The organism is Lentibacillus sp., from assembly GCF_035301675.1.
Classification (GTDB): Bacteria; Bacillota; Bacilli; order Bacillales; family Amphibacillaceae; genus Lentibacillus.
Genome location: NZ_DATGTT010000005.1, coordinates 12,712 through 28,596, shown reverse-complemented (window position 1 = coordinate 28,596; position 15,885 = coordinate 12,712). Strand labels below are relative to the sequence as shown.

Here is a 15,885-nt window from a genome sequence, read left to right as displayed (position 1 = left end):
GACATTGATGTCTGTTAAAAAAGCAGGATTGCCGTTGCTGGCAGCCATTCTATGCTTCATTACACTTGTAGCTTGCACAAGTAATGAGCAGGTTGCAAATGATAACGGCAGCCAACAGGCGGAACAGCAGACAACGGAGAAACAGAAAAACAACTCTGACCAGTCTAACAATGAAACATCACAAAAAAACGACAGTAAACAAAAAGACGATGACAACCAAAATGAGAGTAATAAACAAAAGAATGAGTCGCAACACCAAAACGAAGAAAACACTGATAAGAAAAACACAAATACCCCGGAGGATGATAATATCTCTTCCGAAAATCAGAATTCAAGCGTTAACGACAAAAGGATGCTGCCGGATGGTACATTAACAAAAGGTGACCGAGGCAATAAGGTAAACATGATACAGTCAGCATTCAATAAAATGGGCTACTCATTGACGGAAGACAGTGTGTTTGGACCCGCTACCGCTTGGGCGGTAAAAGATTTTCAGGCACAGCAGTCAGCTTTAACGGTTGACGGTGTCTATGGCCCGGGCACACGGGAGTCTATAAAAAAAGCAATCAATGGGCAACTGAACATTACGCCCGGAAGCGGCATCAGTAAAGAGAAAATCAATGAGGAACAAACTGAAGACAAACAGGATCACAATCAGGATACGAATCAAGATCAAAACAATGTCATTTCCGATCCATCCAGCATTCTCGCCCTGGTCAATAAAAGCCACGAATTGCCGGCAGGTTACGTCCCGGATAATCTTGTCATACCGGATGTCCGTTTCCCGTTTGATGCCGACTTGCCAAAAAAGCAAATGCGCCGGTCAGCAGCAAACGCGCTTGAAAAAATGTTTGCCGCCGGGGACAAAGCCGGTATTGACCTTTTTGCACAATCCGGTTATCGTTCATACGATCGGCAGGAAGCTATTTTTGCATCAAATGTCCGGGAACATGGCAAAGAAACGGCTAATCAATTTAGCGCTCAGGCCGGTGAAAGCGAGCATCAGACCGGACTCACGATGGATGTCACAAGTGCTGACATCGGGTTCAAACTGACCACAGAATTTGCCAATACCGATGAAGGTCAATGGGTCAAACAACATGCCAGCGAATATGGATTCATTATCCGCTATCCAAAAGGCAAGACGAGTATAACCGGTTATCAATATGAACCGTGGCATCTGCGTTATGTTGGAAAGAGTGCCAGGGCAATTGATGTACAGAATATAACGCTTGAAAAATTCCTTGGCGTCCAGTAAAAAATGACTGCTCCATTTCAATTTGGAGCAGTTTTTAACTGTTATATCTCCTGTCTGTGACTGTCCATTAAATATTATTTGTATTTCTTAAGCATTGGCGTATAATAATAAAAATAGCGGTTCTTTTAACGTTGCATAGGGATCATTTGTCCATATGATAAGATTATACATATCATTGTCACTACGTCAAAATTCACCAGGGGGTTTCATGAAAAACAACGTATCAAGGGTTTTTTACATCACAGTTACTTTAGTCATCATAACCGTTATATTCGGAGCTGTATTTCCGGCTCAATTTGAGGAAATAACCGGAAGCATCAAATCTTACGTGGCCACGACATTCGGATGGTATTACATGCTCCTCATGTCCGCACTGGTTATCGTGGCCATTTTTATTGCCCTTAGTCCAATGGGCAAAATCCGATTGGGAAAGGATAACGACAGTCCTGACTTCTCAACATTAACATGGACTGCCATGCTTTTCTCAGCGGGAATGGGAATCGGGCTCGTGTTTTACGGTGCCGCTGAACCGCTCTTCCACTATATGTCAGATGCTCCGACAGCAGAAGTTGGCTCTGATCAGGCATTCAAGGAGGGTCTTACATACGCTTACTTCCATTGGGGGCTCCATGTGTGGGCCATGTATGGTGTTACAGCACTGGCACTGGCTTTCTACCAGTTCCGAAAAGACGAGCCGGGACTGATTTCCACAACACTGAAACCATTATTCGGTAAAAAGATGGATGGTCCGCTTGGCACATTGATTGACGTGCTTGCTGTCTTTGCAACCGTTTTTGGGGTGGCCACCTCACTCGGTTTCGGCGCTGTACAAATTAACGGCGGGCTGGCACATTTGTTTGATTTCGAGGTTGGCTTCACCGCACAATTCATCATTATTACCGCTGTGACGCTGCTGTTTCTTATCTCAGCATGGTCCGGTTTGAGCAGAGGCATTAAATATTTATCAAATACTAATATGGTGCTTTCCATTATCCTGCTGATTGCTGTATTGGTTATCGGTCCGACATTGCTCATCCTTAACATGTTTACCGAGACCTTTGGCATGTACATGCAAAACATCATTCAAACAAGTTTCCGTACGGCACCACTGGAAAGCGACAACCGCGCCTGGCTTGATGGGTGGACCATATTCTATTGGGCATGGTGGATCTCATGGGCGCCATTTGTCGGAATGTTCATTGCCCGTGTATCACGCGGACGTACTATCCGCCAATTTATGACCGGTGTATTGATTTTGCCGACATTGCTTGTTGCCATTTGGTATGCGACGTTTGGTACGACAGCAGGTAACATGCAAAACAGCGGTGTTGAACTGACACAATACACAACTGAGTTGGTACTGTTCAATATGTTTGATCAACTGCCCTTGTCACTTATTCTGTCAGTCATCGCGATTCTGCTGATTGGCTCATTCTTTATCACATCTGCCGACTCAGCAACATTCGTTCTTGGAATCCAATCGACTCACGGTTCGCTTGAGCCGCCAAATAGAGTGAAGATTGCATGGGGGATTGCCCAGTCATCCGTTGCATTGATTTTACTTTATGTCGGGGGACTGCAGGCGATTCAGAATACCATCATAGTCGCGGCACTCCCGTTCTCGTTTGTGATGATACTTATGATTATTGCACTGTTTAAAGCACTCAACGAAGAAACGCAAGCGATTAAAGGACGCAACTAATGAAACTTTTAAAAGCCATCCTGCATGCTATTCAGCGTGCAGGGCGGCTTTTATTCTGCTTTTAACCATGTTCAAAAGGCTTTATCATCCCCAGGACAGCCCTGGTATAAGGAACATCCAAATTCACACTTTCAGCCAATCTTACAGCTCCTCCCTGCAAATGATCGACTTCAAGATGCAGCCCCTTACGCCGGTCCTTATGCATGGATGATGTGGCTTCAGGATCCAGCGATTGTGCATTCTTCATTGCCGCGTCAACATCGGTGTCAGTGATGACGGCACCATATTTTTTCGCCAATTCCTGGATTTCGCGAAGCATCATTTCGGCAACATGCAGTGTTTCAGGGTGCTCCCGTATTGTTCCGATCGGCAAATTTACAGCCGTGGTCACTCCTGACAGTGCCGTGATGAACATATATTTTTTCCAGAGCTCCTGCATCATCTCAGTGCTGTTTTTCGAAATGAATCCTGCGTTCTCTGAAATATCCGCCAGCTTTTTGCAGACTTTTTGCTGGGAAGATTCGAGCGGTCCAAAATATAAATGATGCATATCCCCGGCCTGTTCAACATGCCCTTTATCATTTAATGTCGCAAAAATGTATGACAAGCCGCCAATCACATATTCCTTGCCGATTCTTTCCTGCAAAATCTTTATATGTTCGATGCCATTGAGTACCGGCAAGATATAAGCCCCTTTTGACGCTAGTGCGATTAAATTGTCCAATGCCCCTTCAAGATGAAATCCTTTGACACTGAACAGTACAAGGTCTGCTGATTCTATCTCACTGGGAGACGTTATTACGTGAGGGGCCTTGATCTCGTAATCCCCGTGTGTACTTTCAATTTTCAATCCCTTTTCTTTGATTTGCGCTGCTCTTTTTTCTCTGACCATAAATGTCACATCGGCTCCTGCTTCAATCCAACGCCCGCCGAAATAGACACCTAATGCTCCTGCGCCCAATACAACAATTCGCATAAGAAACATCTCCTCCCAGTTTGGGTTGTTAATATTAAGAATAATCTTCACATATCATTTTGTCTACCTTTCCAAGTTAAAGAAAAATCTGAACTAAGTAGAGGTTATAGTTGGTGCATTTACCCCGCTACGGAAATATACTACGCTTTCCACGGGCGGCTGGCGAGCCTTCTCGTGCTGCGCGGGGTCTCACCTATGCCCTTTCTCCCGCGGGAGTTTTCGTATACAATTTTTCTGATATTAACGAATTATTGACAATAATAGCATTTTTGCTATGATGGATGAATCAAACTAACGACGTTCAAGACAGAAAGGAGATGTAGCATGCTGCCGGATCAGCAATTTTTACGGATTCCGGGGCCAACACCTATCCCGCCAAGCGTCCAGCACGCGATGAGCCAGCCAATGATTGGCCACCGTGATCAGGAAACGAAAGATTTACTACATAGTATTAAACCAAAATTAAAGCCAGTGTTTGGAACCAATCAGGATGTCCTGATGATTGCCGGAAGCGGCACTGCCGGTTTGGAGACCGCGGTCACTAATGCCGTTCAGCCGGGTGATGAAGTTATGGTCATTGTGACAGGTGCGTTTGGTGACCGTTTTGCCCAAATTTGCACTGAACACGATATCTCCACTCATCGTTATGACGTGGAGTGGGGAGAGGCTGTTGCTCCGCAGGCAATCGAAGAACACTTAAAAAAACATCCGCATATTAAAGCAGTTTTTGCGACACTTTGCGAGACTTCAACCGGAGTTTTGAATCCTGTTAAGGAACTTTCCCGGGTTATCCGGTGGCATTCGGATGCGCTTTTTATCGTCGATGGCGTTTCCGCTGTTGGTGGTGTGGACGTTAAAATGGATGAATGGGAGATTGATATACTTATAACCGGTTCACAAAAAGCGATGATGCTCCCGCCGGGTCTGACATTTGCTGCCGTTAGCGAACGGGCCTGGGAAGTGATTGAAAATAATAACCGTCCTTCCTTTTATTTTGATTTAGCAAAGCACCGCAATCAACTGGACAATGACTCGACACCTTTCACCCCGGCTTTATCGTTATTATTTGGACTCAGCCAGGCGCTTGAGCTTATAGAGCAGGAAGGACTTGAGGCAGTTTTTTCACGCCACCGGCAGTTGATGAATATGACCCGGGCGGCTTTTAAAGCACTTGGCATCCCGCTTCTGACGAGTGATAAGGACGCATCCACAACGGTGACAGCCATGAAACCGGACGATTTTGATCCGGATGCTCTCAGAAAAGTGCTGAAAAATGAGTTCAATCTGACTGTTGCTGGCGGTCAGAAGCACTTAAAAGGAAGTATATTCCGGATTGGTCATATGGGATACTGCTCACCGGCGGACATATTGCAGACCATAAGTATGATTGAAGTGGCATTAAATAAAATCGGAAAATCTGTGGAGCTTGGAAAAGGAATAAGTGCAGCTCAGGAAATTATGCTTTCGGGAGGTTCTTAAATGTTTCATATTTTAATAGCAGACCCTGTCAGTGATGAAGGACTGGACGTTCTGCATAAAGGTAAAGATGTTTCCATCACAAAGGAAACCGACTTAAAACCCGAAGAACTGGAAAAACGGATACCTGAGTTCGATGCCCTGTTGGTAAGGAGCCAGACTAAAGTGACCCGCCGCATCATTGAACAAGCAGAGAAGCTAAAAATCATTGGGCGTGCCGGTGTCGGTGTTGACAATATTAATCTTGATGCTGCAACTGAAAATGGGATTATCGTCGTCAACGCACCCAACGGCAACACCAACTCAGCGGCCGAACACACCATGGCCATGATTATGACGCTTTCCCGCAAGATCCCGCAGGCACACTCAGCCTTAAAAAATCATAAGTGGGAACGTTCAAAATATATCGGTGTTGAAGTAAAAAATAAAATACTCGGCATTGTCGGCCTCGGGCGAATTGGAACTGAAGTAGCTTATCGTGCCAAGGGACAGCGGATGAACGTCATCGCTTATGATCCGTTTTTAACAAAAGAAAAAGCAGACAAAATGGGCATTGAGTGCGGAGAGCTTGAAGATGTTTTAAAGAAAGCGGACTACATTACCGTCCATACACCGCTCATGAAGGAAACGCGGCACATGATCAGCACCGATGCTTTCCGGCAGATGAAAGACGGGGTGCATATCGTCAACTGTGCACGCGGCGGCATCATTGAGGAAGAAGCACTGTATGATGCAATTGTTTCCGGAAAAGTTGCCGGTGCTGCCATCGACGTACTGGAAGAAGAACCATTTCAGGATCATAAACTGCTGGAATTGCCGCAAGTGATTGCCACACCGCACTTAGGGGCCAGCACCGTTGAAGCACAGGAAAATGTGGCCATCGATGTCTGCCATGATGTACTCAGCCACTTGAACAACGAAATGGTCAAAAATCCGGTCAACATGCCGTCAGTCCCAAGTGACATCCTCAGTCAGATTGAACCGTATTTCAATCTGGCCGAAAAGCTCGGCAAATTCCTGATTCGTTTAACAGAGGATGTACCGGAAGAAGTAAACATCTACTACTCGGGAGACCTGTCAGATGTTGAAATAGCTCCGATCACCAGGAACGCCGTAAAAGGACTGCTGGAGCGCCACCTTGGCAGTCACGTGAATGATGTGAACGCGCTGTTTCTTGCCGAGAAAAAAGACATTACCATACATGAAAACAGGACATCAACTACAAAAGGGTTCACTAACCTGATGACTGTTGAAGTTAAAACGAAGTCGGGCGTACGCAGTGTTTCCGGAACACTTCTGAATGGACTCGGGGCCCGCATCGTCCGGGTTGACGATTACAGCGTGGACGTGATGCCTGAAGGTCACCTCGTTGTCATCCATCACAAGGACCAGCCAGGTGTCATCGGGAAAATGGGAAGCCTCCTCTCCGATCAGAATATCAACATTGCCACCATGCAGGTCGACCGCTCTGATGTCGGCGGCAATGCCATCATGATTCTGACCATTGATAAATATCCGGAGCATCATGAACTTGGAGCATTGGAAGAACTTGAAGAGATTAACGACGTGACCGCAGTTGATTTGTAATAGCGAGTAAGATGGCTGCCGTTAGGCTGTTGCACGTAAAAAAGCGCTTGGAGTATTTCAAGCGCTTTTTTATCCTTCTTACCACAAATGCTCTGCCTTTACTCCTTTGTTTTCAAATCTTAACAAATAAATATCCGGATTTGTCATATTTTTCCATTGTTCAAACCCAAAGTTGCCATGATAATGTTTGAGGAGCAGAGCCATCAGATTTCCGTGGGTAACCAGAATTGTGCTCTCATGCTCACTGCCCAAAACATCAGCCACAACACCGCTTGCACGCCTGGCAGCGTCATTCCCGGACTCCCCGCAGTCATACACCAAATCCATATCATCAAATGATGCTTTCAGTTTTTCTGGCCAGTCAGGGAGGTTTTCTGCACTGAGAACCCTTTCCGTTAAGCGTTCATCTTTCTCAATGATAAGCTGATGCCCCTCGCTGATTGGCCCAACCGACTGAATTGCCCGCTTGAATGGGCTTGAAATAATATGGTCAATCTTAATATTAGAGAAAAACTCCGCTAAAGCTCCTGCCTGTTTTAATCCTCTATCTGTTAACGCCGCATCACGCGGTTGACCCTCTGCCTCACAATGTCTGATAACGTATATCTTTTTCTCCATGTATATCTCAATCCACCCGCTCCAGTACATCCAAAACCTCTTTTAACCGCGCGATTTCAAATGTAGGTTTGATATCACCGATTTCATATTTTTGGTGATTGATCCAAACAGATTGAATACCAGCCCGTGAAGCGCCCAATATGTCTGAATTCGGGTTATCACCTACCATCAGCGCTTCGTCTTTTTCAACGGCTAACAACCCAAGTACATGGTCAAAAATAGATGGATCCGGTTTACCTTTTCCAAACGCACCTGAAATGACGATATGCTCAAAATAAGGCTTTAATTCCGGTGTGATATTCAGCTTGGTCTGCTGGAGATCAGGTGAACCATTAGTCAGCATGATCAGATGATATTTACCTTTCAATTCATTCAACACATCAAATGTTTCTTCAAACAGAAACTGATTTTTCCGCCGCTCTGCCTGGAATGTCTCAGCCAGCTCCGTTGCCAGATTCGGATCATTAACGCCCGCTTCACTTAACGCTTTCGTCCAGGCCTCATTGCGATAAACCGGGGCAATTTCATTCAGCTGACGGAAAGATTCACCTTCATCATCAAATTCAGCCCACAGCCCTTCGAACGGACTGATGCCGATCATTTTGGTAAAGTCATATGTATCATAAGAAGCAAAGAGCACCTGCGCATTTTCCCGGATCTTTTGTTCAAGCAGCTCTGGATCAATATCTGACTTGTCAGCAGCATGTCTGCAAGCTACCTTAAACGCTTCATCAACACTTTTTTCATCCCAGATCAATGTATCATCCAAGTCAAACATGATTGCTTTAACCATCTGTGTACCACCTTTTTTAAAATGATAGATTAATATTATCATGTTCCGGTGAAAGTTTATAGACTATTTAGGTTAAAAGCTTTGGGGAAGCATCATAAACGTCGTGAGTTAAAAAATGACATGAACATTACATTCACGCCACTTTTTAGGAAGTTGGAAGCCTCCCTTAGTTAACGGTTGTACTGTTTATTTTTTCGTTTGTTCAAAAACTTTCGCACCATCGGATAAATGATTGGACCGTATTTGATTAATCGTCTTATCAGCTTTTTCATATGATTTCCTCCGCTTTCATTTGGTTGTTTATATTGTTCCTTTTCCACGGAGTTTTAAAACAAGAGTCATTTCCAATTCATTAAAATCCAGAATGGGAAAAACAGCCATGATCTGACGAAGACGACCAGCAATGCACCAATAATCAGACCCAACAGCAGAAAAAACATATAGTGCAGACTACTCTTTATCCAATGGAACGAATGCGCTGCAGCCAGTGTGATAAATACAAAGGTTAACCCAACAGTAAGCTGGCCAACTGAAAAACCTGCCAAAAAGCTGAAAATATAGCTGCTCAGCGCTGCAATCCAATACATTCGATATCTGCCCATAACAGCAAGTATGACTGATATCAACGTAACCAATAACATGGCATATGCGATAACTGTGAGCATATTATACCGCCTCTGTTCAATATTCAGACTGCCTGGCCGGAACAATCACGGAGCAAATGTGTTATTTTTCCCCATTTCAAGCTGCCGATAATGGCAAAATCGCTGTAGTTCAGCTGAGAATCGTTATAGATTGAGCAGAAATCGCTATAGATTGATTAATCCTCATACTTAATCAGGGCTGCATAACTTCCAAACCCGGCGGAAATTTGGATATCGATAACGTTTGGCCGTTCCCTTTCGATAAAATTGTTCACTTTATTCTCAAGTCTCCCTGCACTCATTGCATCTAAAATTTTGACTTTCATATTCATTCCTCACTTCAGTATTATTTAAAGTTCCATCGCCAACCTGATCATATCCCGACATATAATTCCATTCTCAGTAATTTTTTCATCGTAATTTTTGATAAAAAGCAAGCTGTCCGATGCTTGAGTTTCCGGTTCCGGCTTCAATTGTATGATATCCTTGAGATCGCACGGTTTCGATCGCGTGATGGACCAGTTGTTTTCCAATCCCCTTACCCTGCTCCAGATATTTTCTACTTGTTCTTTGGATGGATCTGCCAAGAGCAGCAACTCAATGGGTGCTGCTTTATTTGATTGTAACTTTTGTATGTCTATTCCTTACCTTCCTTTTTCCGGAGAATTACCTGCTGCGATTTTAATATACCTTTAGTGGCGCATCTCTTTTTCCAACCTCCATGCTTATATAATCCGATGCCCATCAGACGGCATACCATTATAAGCTCCCATCCATGTGGGGTAAATAATCGGGATTGCCGTGCAAATAAATTGCCATAAATTAACAATGACTATAGCAGGCTTATCCCCAACTATGTTCCAGACGACGTTATCCGCAAAAAATTCCCTGACAATGCTTGTATCACTTACTGCAGAGGCTGCGGTCACATTCTTCAAGAGCCCTTTTTCAGGCGAATTCCTACAATCCTCGGTGCATATTATTTTTATATGCGTACTTATCTCTCCTTCGTTAACCCATAAAGGTCCGGCCAGCCATATGCAATTTCCTTCAACTTCGTACCGGCAATCGTGATGTCGGCTGTATCGATATATTGACCGCCAAGTTTCTCATAAAAATATTTGGCATCATTATCTTTTAGCACCCATACAAGCATCGAACTGCATCCGATTTGAACAAGTTCATCAACTACCGGCTTGACAAGTTTTTTGCCGACTCCATTTCCCTGATATTCCTCAACAATATAGATGGCATAAAGTTCCCCATCATAAGCATCGTACTTCCCCTCGCGTTCTTTGCCGCCTGAAGAAAATCCGACAATCTTGCCCTCAACAGTTTCCGCAATATAAACATTTCCCTCACCCATGTTTCGCTCCCAGCGTTTTACGCGTTCATCGTAATCCAAACTGTCCAAAAAAACATCTGGAACAATATTTTTATAAGTCGTCCGCCAGCTGTCGATGTGAACTTTTGCAATACCCGCCGCATCCTGCTCAGTCGCTTTTCTAATGTTCATAGTATGGAAGCTCTCCCTTCTTTAATCCTTATCCAAATCATCTTTAGGGTGAAATTTTTCTGCCTCATAATCATACTTTTTCTTCAGCATTTTCCCGACGTCTGAATTATCGATACCATGCCTGACTGCCAGGGTAATCACCCAATATGCGAGACATAGCAGTAATGCAAGAAAAAATAAATTAACAATCATACCCATTTGGATCCCCCCGCGTGCATCTAAAATTCCACAATTCAGAGTGTATAAAAGGAGGCGTTGCACCTCCCTTTTATAGACTGCCTGGCTTTTTGCCAAGTAACGATTTTGTTCTTGTTTTCTGCACCATTTCAATCTCTATCCCCTGGTCAATTTTACGTGCACCCATCATTGTGAAAAGATATGCGGCACCCAGTGAAATGATGAGCACCAGTAGAATCCCTATTATTGTAATCATGACCGGGCTTGCTGCCTTCCAGCTCAACACCGTGTACACAAAACCGGCTACCCAGCCAAAGAACCCGTCAATATCTTGACTGACCTGCTGTGCAAAATCCATTGTCTCAACCGGAATTAGCAACATAACAAAAGGGATCAGTGCAAAGAACAGATATATATAGGATACAACCATAAGTACGATTGAAGTTCCGAACTTCAGCCTGTTCTGTGGATTGGCGGGATTGTATTTGGCTCCAATTGTGCCAAGCCACATACCGATACCGCTGATGCCAATCGTAATGACTGCCTTCATGAGAATGCCGCTGATGAATTGAATCAGTGTCCAGCCGAAGAACAGACCTGCCACGATTTCAACCACTGTTAAAATCACGAACGGAAGCAGCCAGCTGAGCCACAATTTACCAAAGGCGATATCCTTTCCCGATAAGGGCAAAACTCTTAATATCCAGACTGATTTCGCTTCTCTGGCAATGGTCGAGCTGGCAATTTGCCCATTGAACATCGCATACATGAACAACAGGATTGCCTGCGCAATCGGCCAGGTAACTTCAGTCGGACCGCGCAGATCGCTCAGTCCGCCGCCGCTTGAAAGAAAACCGGCAAATCCGAATACAAAAAAGAATATAAACGGCAGAAACACCAGCCATTCGCGCATATCGCGCTTAATCGCATACCATTCTTTTTTTCCGACAGCAATGACAGGATGATTCAGCTTTGCGGTTCTTTTCGCAGCATTTTTCCTCCGTTTATTACCGCTGCCTTCACTCAACTTAACCCATCCGGTGCGAAATCCCCGTTCAACCAGTGTCGATGTCAACGTGAAAAATATAGCTGCGAGAACCAGAATCATCAGAAATGGCATGAGAAAATCAACCGATCCGGCGACCGCACCTGTGATAGCATCACTTGCCCACGTCACCGGCATCCATTCCGGAAATAGCGGCAACCCGGCTAATATCATTTCAGATAATGGACGGTCATTTGCCAGGTTCGGAATCATGAACAATAAATAAACAAATATACCGGATAGTACACTCATTACGGTCATGAACTCATTTGCTTTGCTGGCAGGTACGATCTGAACCAACAGCAAATTAAACAGGTACGCAACTGACAGACCGATCACAATAATGGACAGCAAAACGAGCAGTACAACCGGATAATACAGCACATTTGCGCCGATAAACGCACCATAAACAAACAATGGGACGATATAAAGAATAAAGACCAATAATGGAACGCCCACAAAACTCTGCAAATATTTGACCCAGAATATGTAGCGGGTCGGGATCGGCATCGTAAACAGCAAATTGAGATCTGTCGCTGAATAAAGATGCTTAAACACTTGCGGAAGTCCCAGCAGAATAATAAATCCTATGACTAACAAAAAGCCGTATGACAATATACCGGCAAATACCGGTTCTGTTATCACATCAGCAATAGCCCAAATTCCAGTCGACAACCAGTACAGCAATATGGCAAATACTGCAAACATCACAACATAACTGAAATAATTTTTGCCGGGCTGTGACTTCATTGTATTGATGAATATCTTCCATTGGTTTTTTAAAAGAGCTTTCATCATTTGGCATCACCTTCGCCGGAAATCTCGCTGATGATGGCCTGCTGATCCTCGCCGCCGGTCAACTCGAGAAAAATATCTTCCAGACTCTGATCAGCGTGATCACCTGCTTTCAATTCGTCCATTGTGCCCAGCGCGGTGATGTCCCCTTCGAAAATAATTCCGACCCGGTCACACATCTGCTCGGCAATTTCGAGAATGTGTGTGGACAGAAAGACTGTCATGCCATTATCACAAAGCTCACGGAGCAGATTTTTCAAACTGCGTGCACTCTTTGGGTCTAAACCGACAGTCGGTTCATCCATAAATAATACATCCGGTTCCGAAGTGAGCGCGCCGCATATCGCAATTTTTTGCTTCATGCCATGCGAATAGCTTTCGATTAAATCATTCGCCTGTTCGGTCAGGCTGAAAATTTGCAGCAGCTCATTTGCCCTAGACTGGAATTGGTCTTTCGGAATCCGGAAAACAGACGCTACAAACTCAAGATAATCCCACCCTGTTAATTTCGGATAAAGATTTGGCTGATCAGGCACATAGGCGATTTTCTCTTTTGCCTTAAGCGGATTTTGCCAAATATCGATGCCCTTGATTTGCGCCGAACCGCTTGTCGGTTCCAAGAGCCCGGTAAGCATCTTGATTGTAGTTGTCTTCCCCGCCCCGTTCGGACCAAGAAACCCGAATAACTCGCCTTTATTCACTTCCAGATTAAGATTTTTGACAGCTTTATGTTTTCTGTATGTTTTTGCAAGATTATTTAATTTGATTGATGCGCTTTCCATCGTATATTCCCCCTCGAGATAGAGCCTACGCCCATTATAGCAGAAACTTTCAGACGAGAAGAAGCTTTATTAGCAACCTACAGCGATTTCCATCGAAACTACAGCGATTCTCCCTCATTCTATGGCGTAAAACTCTCAACATAAAAATAGCACGCTTTTTTTTGCGTGCTATTTTCGTCAGCTGCTACATATCATGATGCGGGTTCTGTTTTTGCCGTGAATGATTCCTTTGTTTCACTTTATGGGAACCTTGCATTGGCTCGCCGTATGGCTGCTTTGGGCTCTTTGGAAGATTTGGTTTTTCCTGCTGTTTCGGTCCTTTAGGTTTTCCGCCCATTTCCATTTCCTCCTTTGCACTTTCTCGCATAGTTTTTAACGAGGAAACGGAATCTATACGTACTTGCTCAAGAGACCATGTTCTCCCTGTGTTTCCGGAATCCTGTTTTAATCATTTTCACATATGGCAAAAAGAAGCTAATGATAAAACCGCCAAATAATGCGTTGATCAATGTGCCAATTCCAACGGCGCCGCCAAAACTGACTGCCAGGATAACAAGCACAACGCTGATGGCTGCCCTTGAATAGGAAACATTCCAGCCGGTCAGGCTTGATATGACAAGCATGGAACGATCCAGCGGGTTAGGGGCGATCTTTGACTGCAGATAAAATGCCACACCAAGCGCCATCAGTATCGTCCCCAATAACAGTGCTGCCCATTCGCCATACCACATCACCGGGTTTACAATATCGCCAAGCACAAACAGCCACGAATCAATGCCAATCCCGGTAACCAGCGAGGTGATCAGAGCAAAAAATTCCGGTCTTTTTCTTTCCGCCAGGGCATTACCCAGCACCATTGTTAAACCAACAATAATCTCGAAGCTGCCGACCGTCAGCCCAAACGTCCGGTGCAGCCCTACCAGAAGCGCATCAAACGGCGAAGCACCCATTGTTGATTGAATGGTCAATGCAATACCAAGCGTCAGGATAACAAGACCTGTCAGATAAAAATGAACACCTGCACGAATCAGCCGCATGATACCACTTCCTTTTTGTTTAAAATCTCTATTGAATATCAGCTTTCCGCCTCTCTTTAGCCGGCAAAAGCTCTGTTAAATGACTGCAACAATTTTATTCCCACTCCTATACCTTAACAAAGGTTATCAAAAGAAGAAACTAAGTAACTTCTTAAACACTTTCCATAAGAACTGTGACCCGCGTGTATATGCCTGTTTTGGTGCTTCCGCCTATACGCGTTCACCCTTGCATTAATATACTGGATTAAGGCTTAAAGGGAGGTCTTATATGAACAGATATCAAATTTATTATCTCGTTGGAATAGGACTTTTGATGGCTGGTGCTGTCATTTTAGCCCTTTTTCTGTACAATTGATTAGACGGAATCCGACAGATGCGATCGAATCCGAACAGTGCACCATTGATACCAAATGAAATGCCGGAGCCCAACACCAAAAAAAGGAAGGTCCCGCACTTTAGTGCACGGGGCTTCCTTTCATTTTGCAAACTTTAAACACCTTAAATGTGGACGTTAGCGGGTTAAACGTAAATTTCAGCGTTTTGATATTGAGCTTTTTGCGAACTACAAAAATTTACTATTAAAGAATATTCTGTGGTCCACTCATACCAGGTCCTGATTTTCTTCAACCCATTTCCTGGCGCCTTCAATCGGTTCCTCAGCATCGTTCACATATGTCATGAGCTGACCGATTGCATCGTCATCCATTTGCTCGCTTTTGGAAAGCACTCTATCACGATACATCACGATATCCGAAATGATTTTATCGTTGGTAAGGTTTCGCAGATAAGTGTCATCACGGCTGTAGACAGCAATTTTTTCGATTGGAACAGACAGAAAATCATCCTTGCGAAGCCAGCTTAAAAATCGTCTATGTTGAAGGTTTATCTGTTCCACGGGGTTGGTATATATTTTTTAATTCAATCCCAATATTCGGGTTCAGTCATTCGCATTTCTTCCGCCATATCCTCGAGGTCTGCCGGGGTGATCAAATAAATCGGATAATCGCCTGGAGCCTGTTTTGCTTCGTTGTAAAAATAGCGGTTGCTGCCGGGGAACTCTTCATCCAAAAGCATCAGGCAGCCGGCACTTTTATCGATCAGCCACTTGTTGTTAGCCTGATACTGATACGGTCCGCTGTAGCTGCCTTTATAAAGGGGCCTAAAGAAGTCTGCAGCCATTGTCAGCTGCTGATAAGCCTGCTGAATAGGCTCCGGCCAGCGCTCTTCCTGATTTTCAAACGGCGGGATAACAGCAAGTTTAAGGCCGTACTGTTCCCGCAACTCAAGTGCCGCCTCCCCGGTCCAAAGCTCAACACCCATTTTGCCCGAAATGAGTACCCATTCAAGACCATCCTCAATAAAAGCAATCAATCGTTTTTCAATTGCCGCCTTAACAATGTTGGTCCGTTCATCATCATGCTTAAAGATATTAATTTCCATCGGTTTATAGCCAGTAACCGCCAACACTTTCATGATGCT

Annotated in this window: 18 protein-coding genes and 1 pseudogene; 4 read left to right on the top strand and 15 right to left on the bottom strand. The window is 44.3% G+C overall.

Annotated elements, in window-relative coordinates; all coding sequences use genetic code 11:
* Positions 1-7 precede the first annotated feature (7 nt).
* Together VK097_RS00635 and VK097_RS00630 are read left to right on the top strand one after the other, a co-directional pair.
* The gene (locus VK097_RS00635) at positions 8-1,258 is read left to right on the top strand and encodes a D-alanyl-D-alanine carboxypeptidase family protein (RefSeq protein ID WP_324209862.1); all 1,251 of its coding nucleotides are present in this window, start codon (positions 8-10) and stop codon (positions 1,256-1,258) included.
* A gap of 208 nt (positions 1,259-1,466) precedes the next feature.
* Complete coding sequence (locus VK097_RS00630) at positions 1,467-2,960, top strand: BCCT family transporter (RefSeq protein ID WP_324209861.1); 1,494 nt, start codon at positions 1,467-1,469, stop codon at positions 2,958-2,960.
* A gap of 61 nt (positions 2,961-3,021) precedes the next feature.
* Here the strand turns inward: VK097_RS00630 and VK097_RS00625 are convergent, their stop codons facing one another.
* Entirely contained in the window at positions 3,022-3,936 is a 915-nt protein-coding gene (locus VK097_RS00625) for a ketopantoate reductase family protein (RefSeq protein WP_324209860.1), read from the bottom strand.
* 324 nt (positions 3,937-4,260) lie between these two features.
* Here VK097_RS00625 and VK097_RS00620 point away from each other — a divergent pair, with 324 nt between their 5' ends.
* Both VK097_RS00620 and serA read left to right on the top strand, forming a co-directional pair.
* Complete coding sequence (locus VK097_RS00620; RefSeq protein WP_324209859.1) at positions 4,261-5,415, top strand: pyridoxal-phosphate-dependent aminotransferase family protein; 1,155 nt, start codon at positions 4,261-4,263, stop codon at positions 5,413-5,415.
* A complete protein-coding gene (serA, locus tag VK097_RS00615) occupies positions 5,416-6,999 on the top strand; it encodes a phosphoglycerate dehydrogenase (RefSeq protein ID WP_324209858.1) in 1,584 nt (527 codons plus the stop codon). It abuts the gene before it with no gap.
* Positions 7,000-7,077: 78 nt separating this feature from the next.
* Here the strand turns inward: serA and VK097_RS00610 are convergent, their stop codons facing one another.
* The 14 genes and pseudogenes from VK097_RS00610 to VK097_RS00550 all read right to left on the bottom strand — a co-directional run bounded on the left by VK097_RS00610 (position 7,078) and on the right by VK097_RS00550 (position 15,879).
* Positions 7,078-7,617, bottom strand: a complete 540-nt coding sequence (locus tag VK097_RS00610; RefSeq protein ID WP_324209857.1) for a histidine phosphatase family protein — start codon at positions 7,615-7,617, stop codon at positions 7,078-7,080.
* A 7-nt stretch (positions 7,618-7,624) separates the two neighbouring features.
* Positions 7,625-8,410: an HAD family hydrolase gene (locus VK097_RS00605; RefSeq protein ID WP_324209856.1), complete on the bottom strand. Its 786-nt coding sequence runs from the start codon at positions 8,408-8,410 to the stop codon at positions 7,625-7,627.
* A gap of 170 nt (positions 8,411-8,580) precedes the next feature.
* Positions 8,581-8,682, bottom strand: a complete 102-nt coding sequence (locus VK097_RS15510; RefSeq protein ID WP_491712954.1) for a hypothetical protein — start codon at positions 8,680-8,682, stop codon at positions 8,581-8,583.
* A 66-nt stretch (positions 8,683-8,748) separates the two neighbouring features.
* Positions 8,749-9,075 (bottom strand): hypothetical protein, encoded by a 327-nt coding sequence (locus VK097_RS00600; protein ID WP_324209855.1) that lies wholly within the window; start codon positions 9,073-9,075, stop codon positions 8,749-8,751.
* Between the two features lie 155 nt (positions 9,076-9,230).
* Positions 9,231-9,380, bottom strand: a complete 150-nt coding sequence (locus tag VK097_RS00595; RefSeq protein ID WP_324209854.1) for a hypothetical protein — start codon at positions 9,378-9,380, stop codon at positions 9,231-9,233.
* Positions 9,381-9,404: 24 nt separating this feature from the next.
* Positions 9,405-9,600, bottom strand: a pseudogene (locus tag VK097_RS00590) (GNAT family N-acetyltransferase); the annotation flags it as partial.
* Between the two features lie 451 nt (positions 9,601-10,051).
* Positions 10,052-10,570: a GNAT family N-acetyltransferase gene (locus tag VK097_RS00585; RefSeq protein ID WP_324209853.1), complete on the bottom strand. Its 519-nt coding sequence runs from the start codon at positions 10,568-10,570 to the stop codon at positions 10,052-10,054.
* 21 nt (positions 10,571-10,591) lie between these two features.
* Positions 10,592-10,768 (bottom strand): hypothetical protein, encoded by a 177-nt coding sequence (locus VK097_RS00580; RefSeq protein WP_324209852.1) that lies wholly within the window; start codon positions 10,766-10,768, stop codon positions 10,592-10,594.
* 70 nt (positions 10,769-10,838) lie between these two features.
* On the bottom strand, positions 10,839-12,590 hold the full coding sequence (locus tag VK097_RS00575; RefSeq protein WP_324209851.1) for a putative ABC transporter permease subunit: 1,752 nt from the start codon (positions 12,588-12,590) through the stop codon (positions 10,839-10,841).
* Positions 12,587-13,369, bottom strand: coding sequence for an ABC transporter ATP-binding protein (locus VK097_RS00570; RefSeq protein ID WP_324209850.1), 783 nt, complete (start codon positions 13,367-13,369; stop codon positions 12,587-12,589). The genes VK097_RS00575 and VK097_RS00570 overlap by 4 nt, the downstream gene beginning before the upstream one ends.
* A gap of 184 nt (positions 13,370-13,553) precedes the next feature.
* Positions 13,554-13,706, bottom strand: coding sequence for a small acid-soluble spore protein P (locus VK097_RS00565; protein ID WP_010529733.1), 153 nt, complete (start codon positions 13,704-13,706; stop codon positions 13,554-13,556).
* A gap of 67 nt (positions 13,707-13,773) precedes the next feature.
* Complete coding sequence (locus tag VK097_RS00560; RefSeq protein ID WP_324209849.1) at positions 13,774-14,406, bottom strand: YczE/YyaS/YitT family protein; 633 nt, start codon at positions 14,404-14,406, stop codon at positions 13,774-13,776.
* Between the two features lie 601 nt (positions 14,407-15,007).
* Complete coding sequence (locus tag VK097_RS00555) at positions 15,008-15,301, bottom strand: hypothetical protein (protein ID WP_324209848.1); 294 nt, start codon at positions 15,299-15,301, stop codon at positions 15,008-15,010.
* Positions 15,302-15,324: 23 nt separating this feature from the next.
* A complete protein-coding gene (locus VK097_RS00550) occupies positions 15,325-15,879 on the bottom strand; it encodes an SLOG family protein (protein WP_324209847.1) in 555 nt (184 codons plus the stop codon).
* Positions 15,880-15,885: the final 6 nt, after the last annotated feature.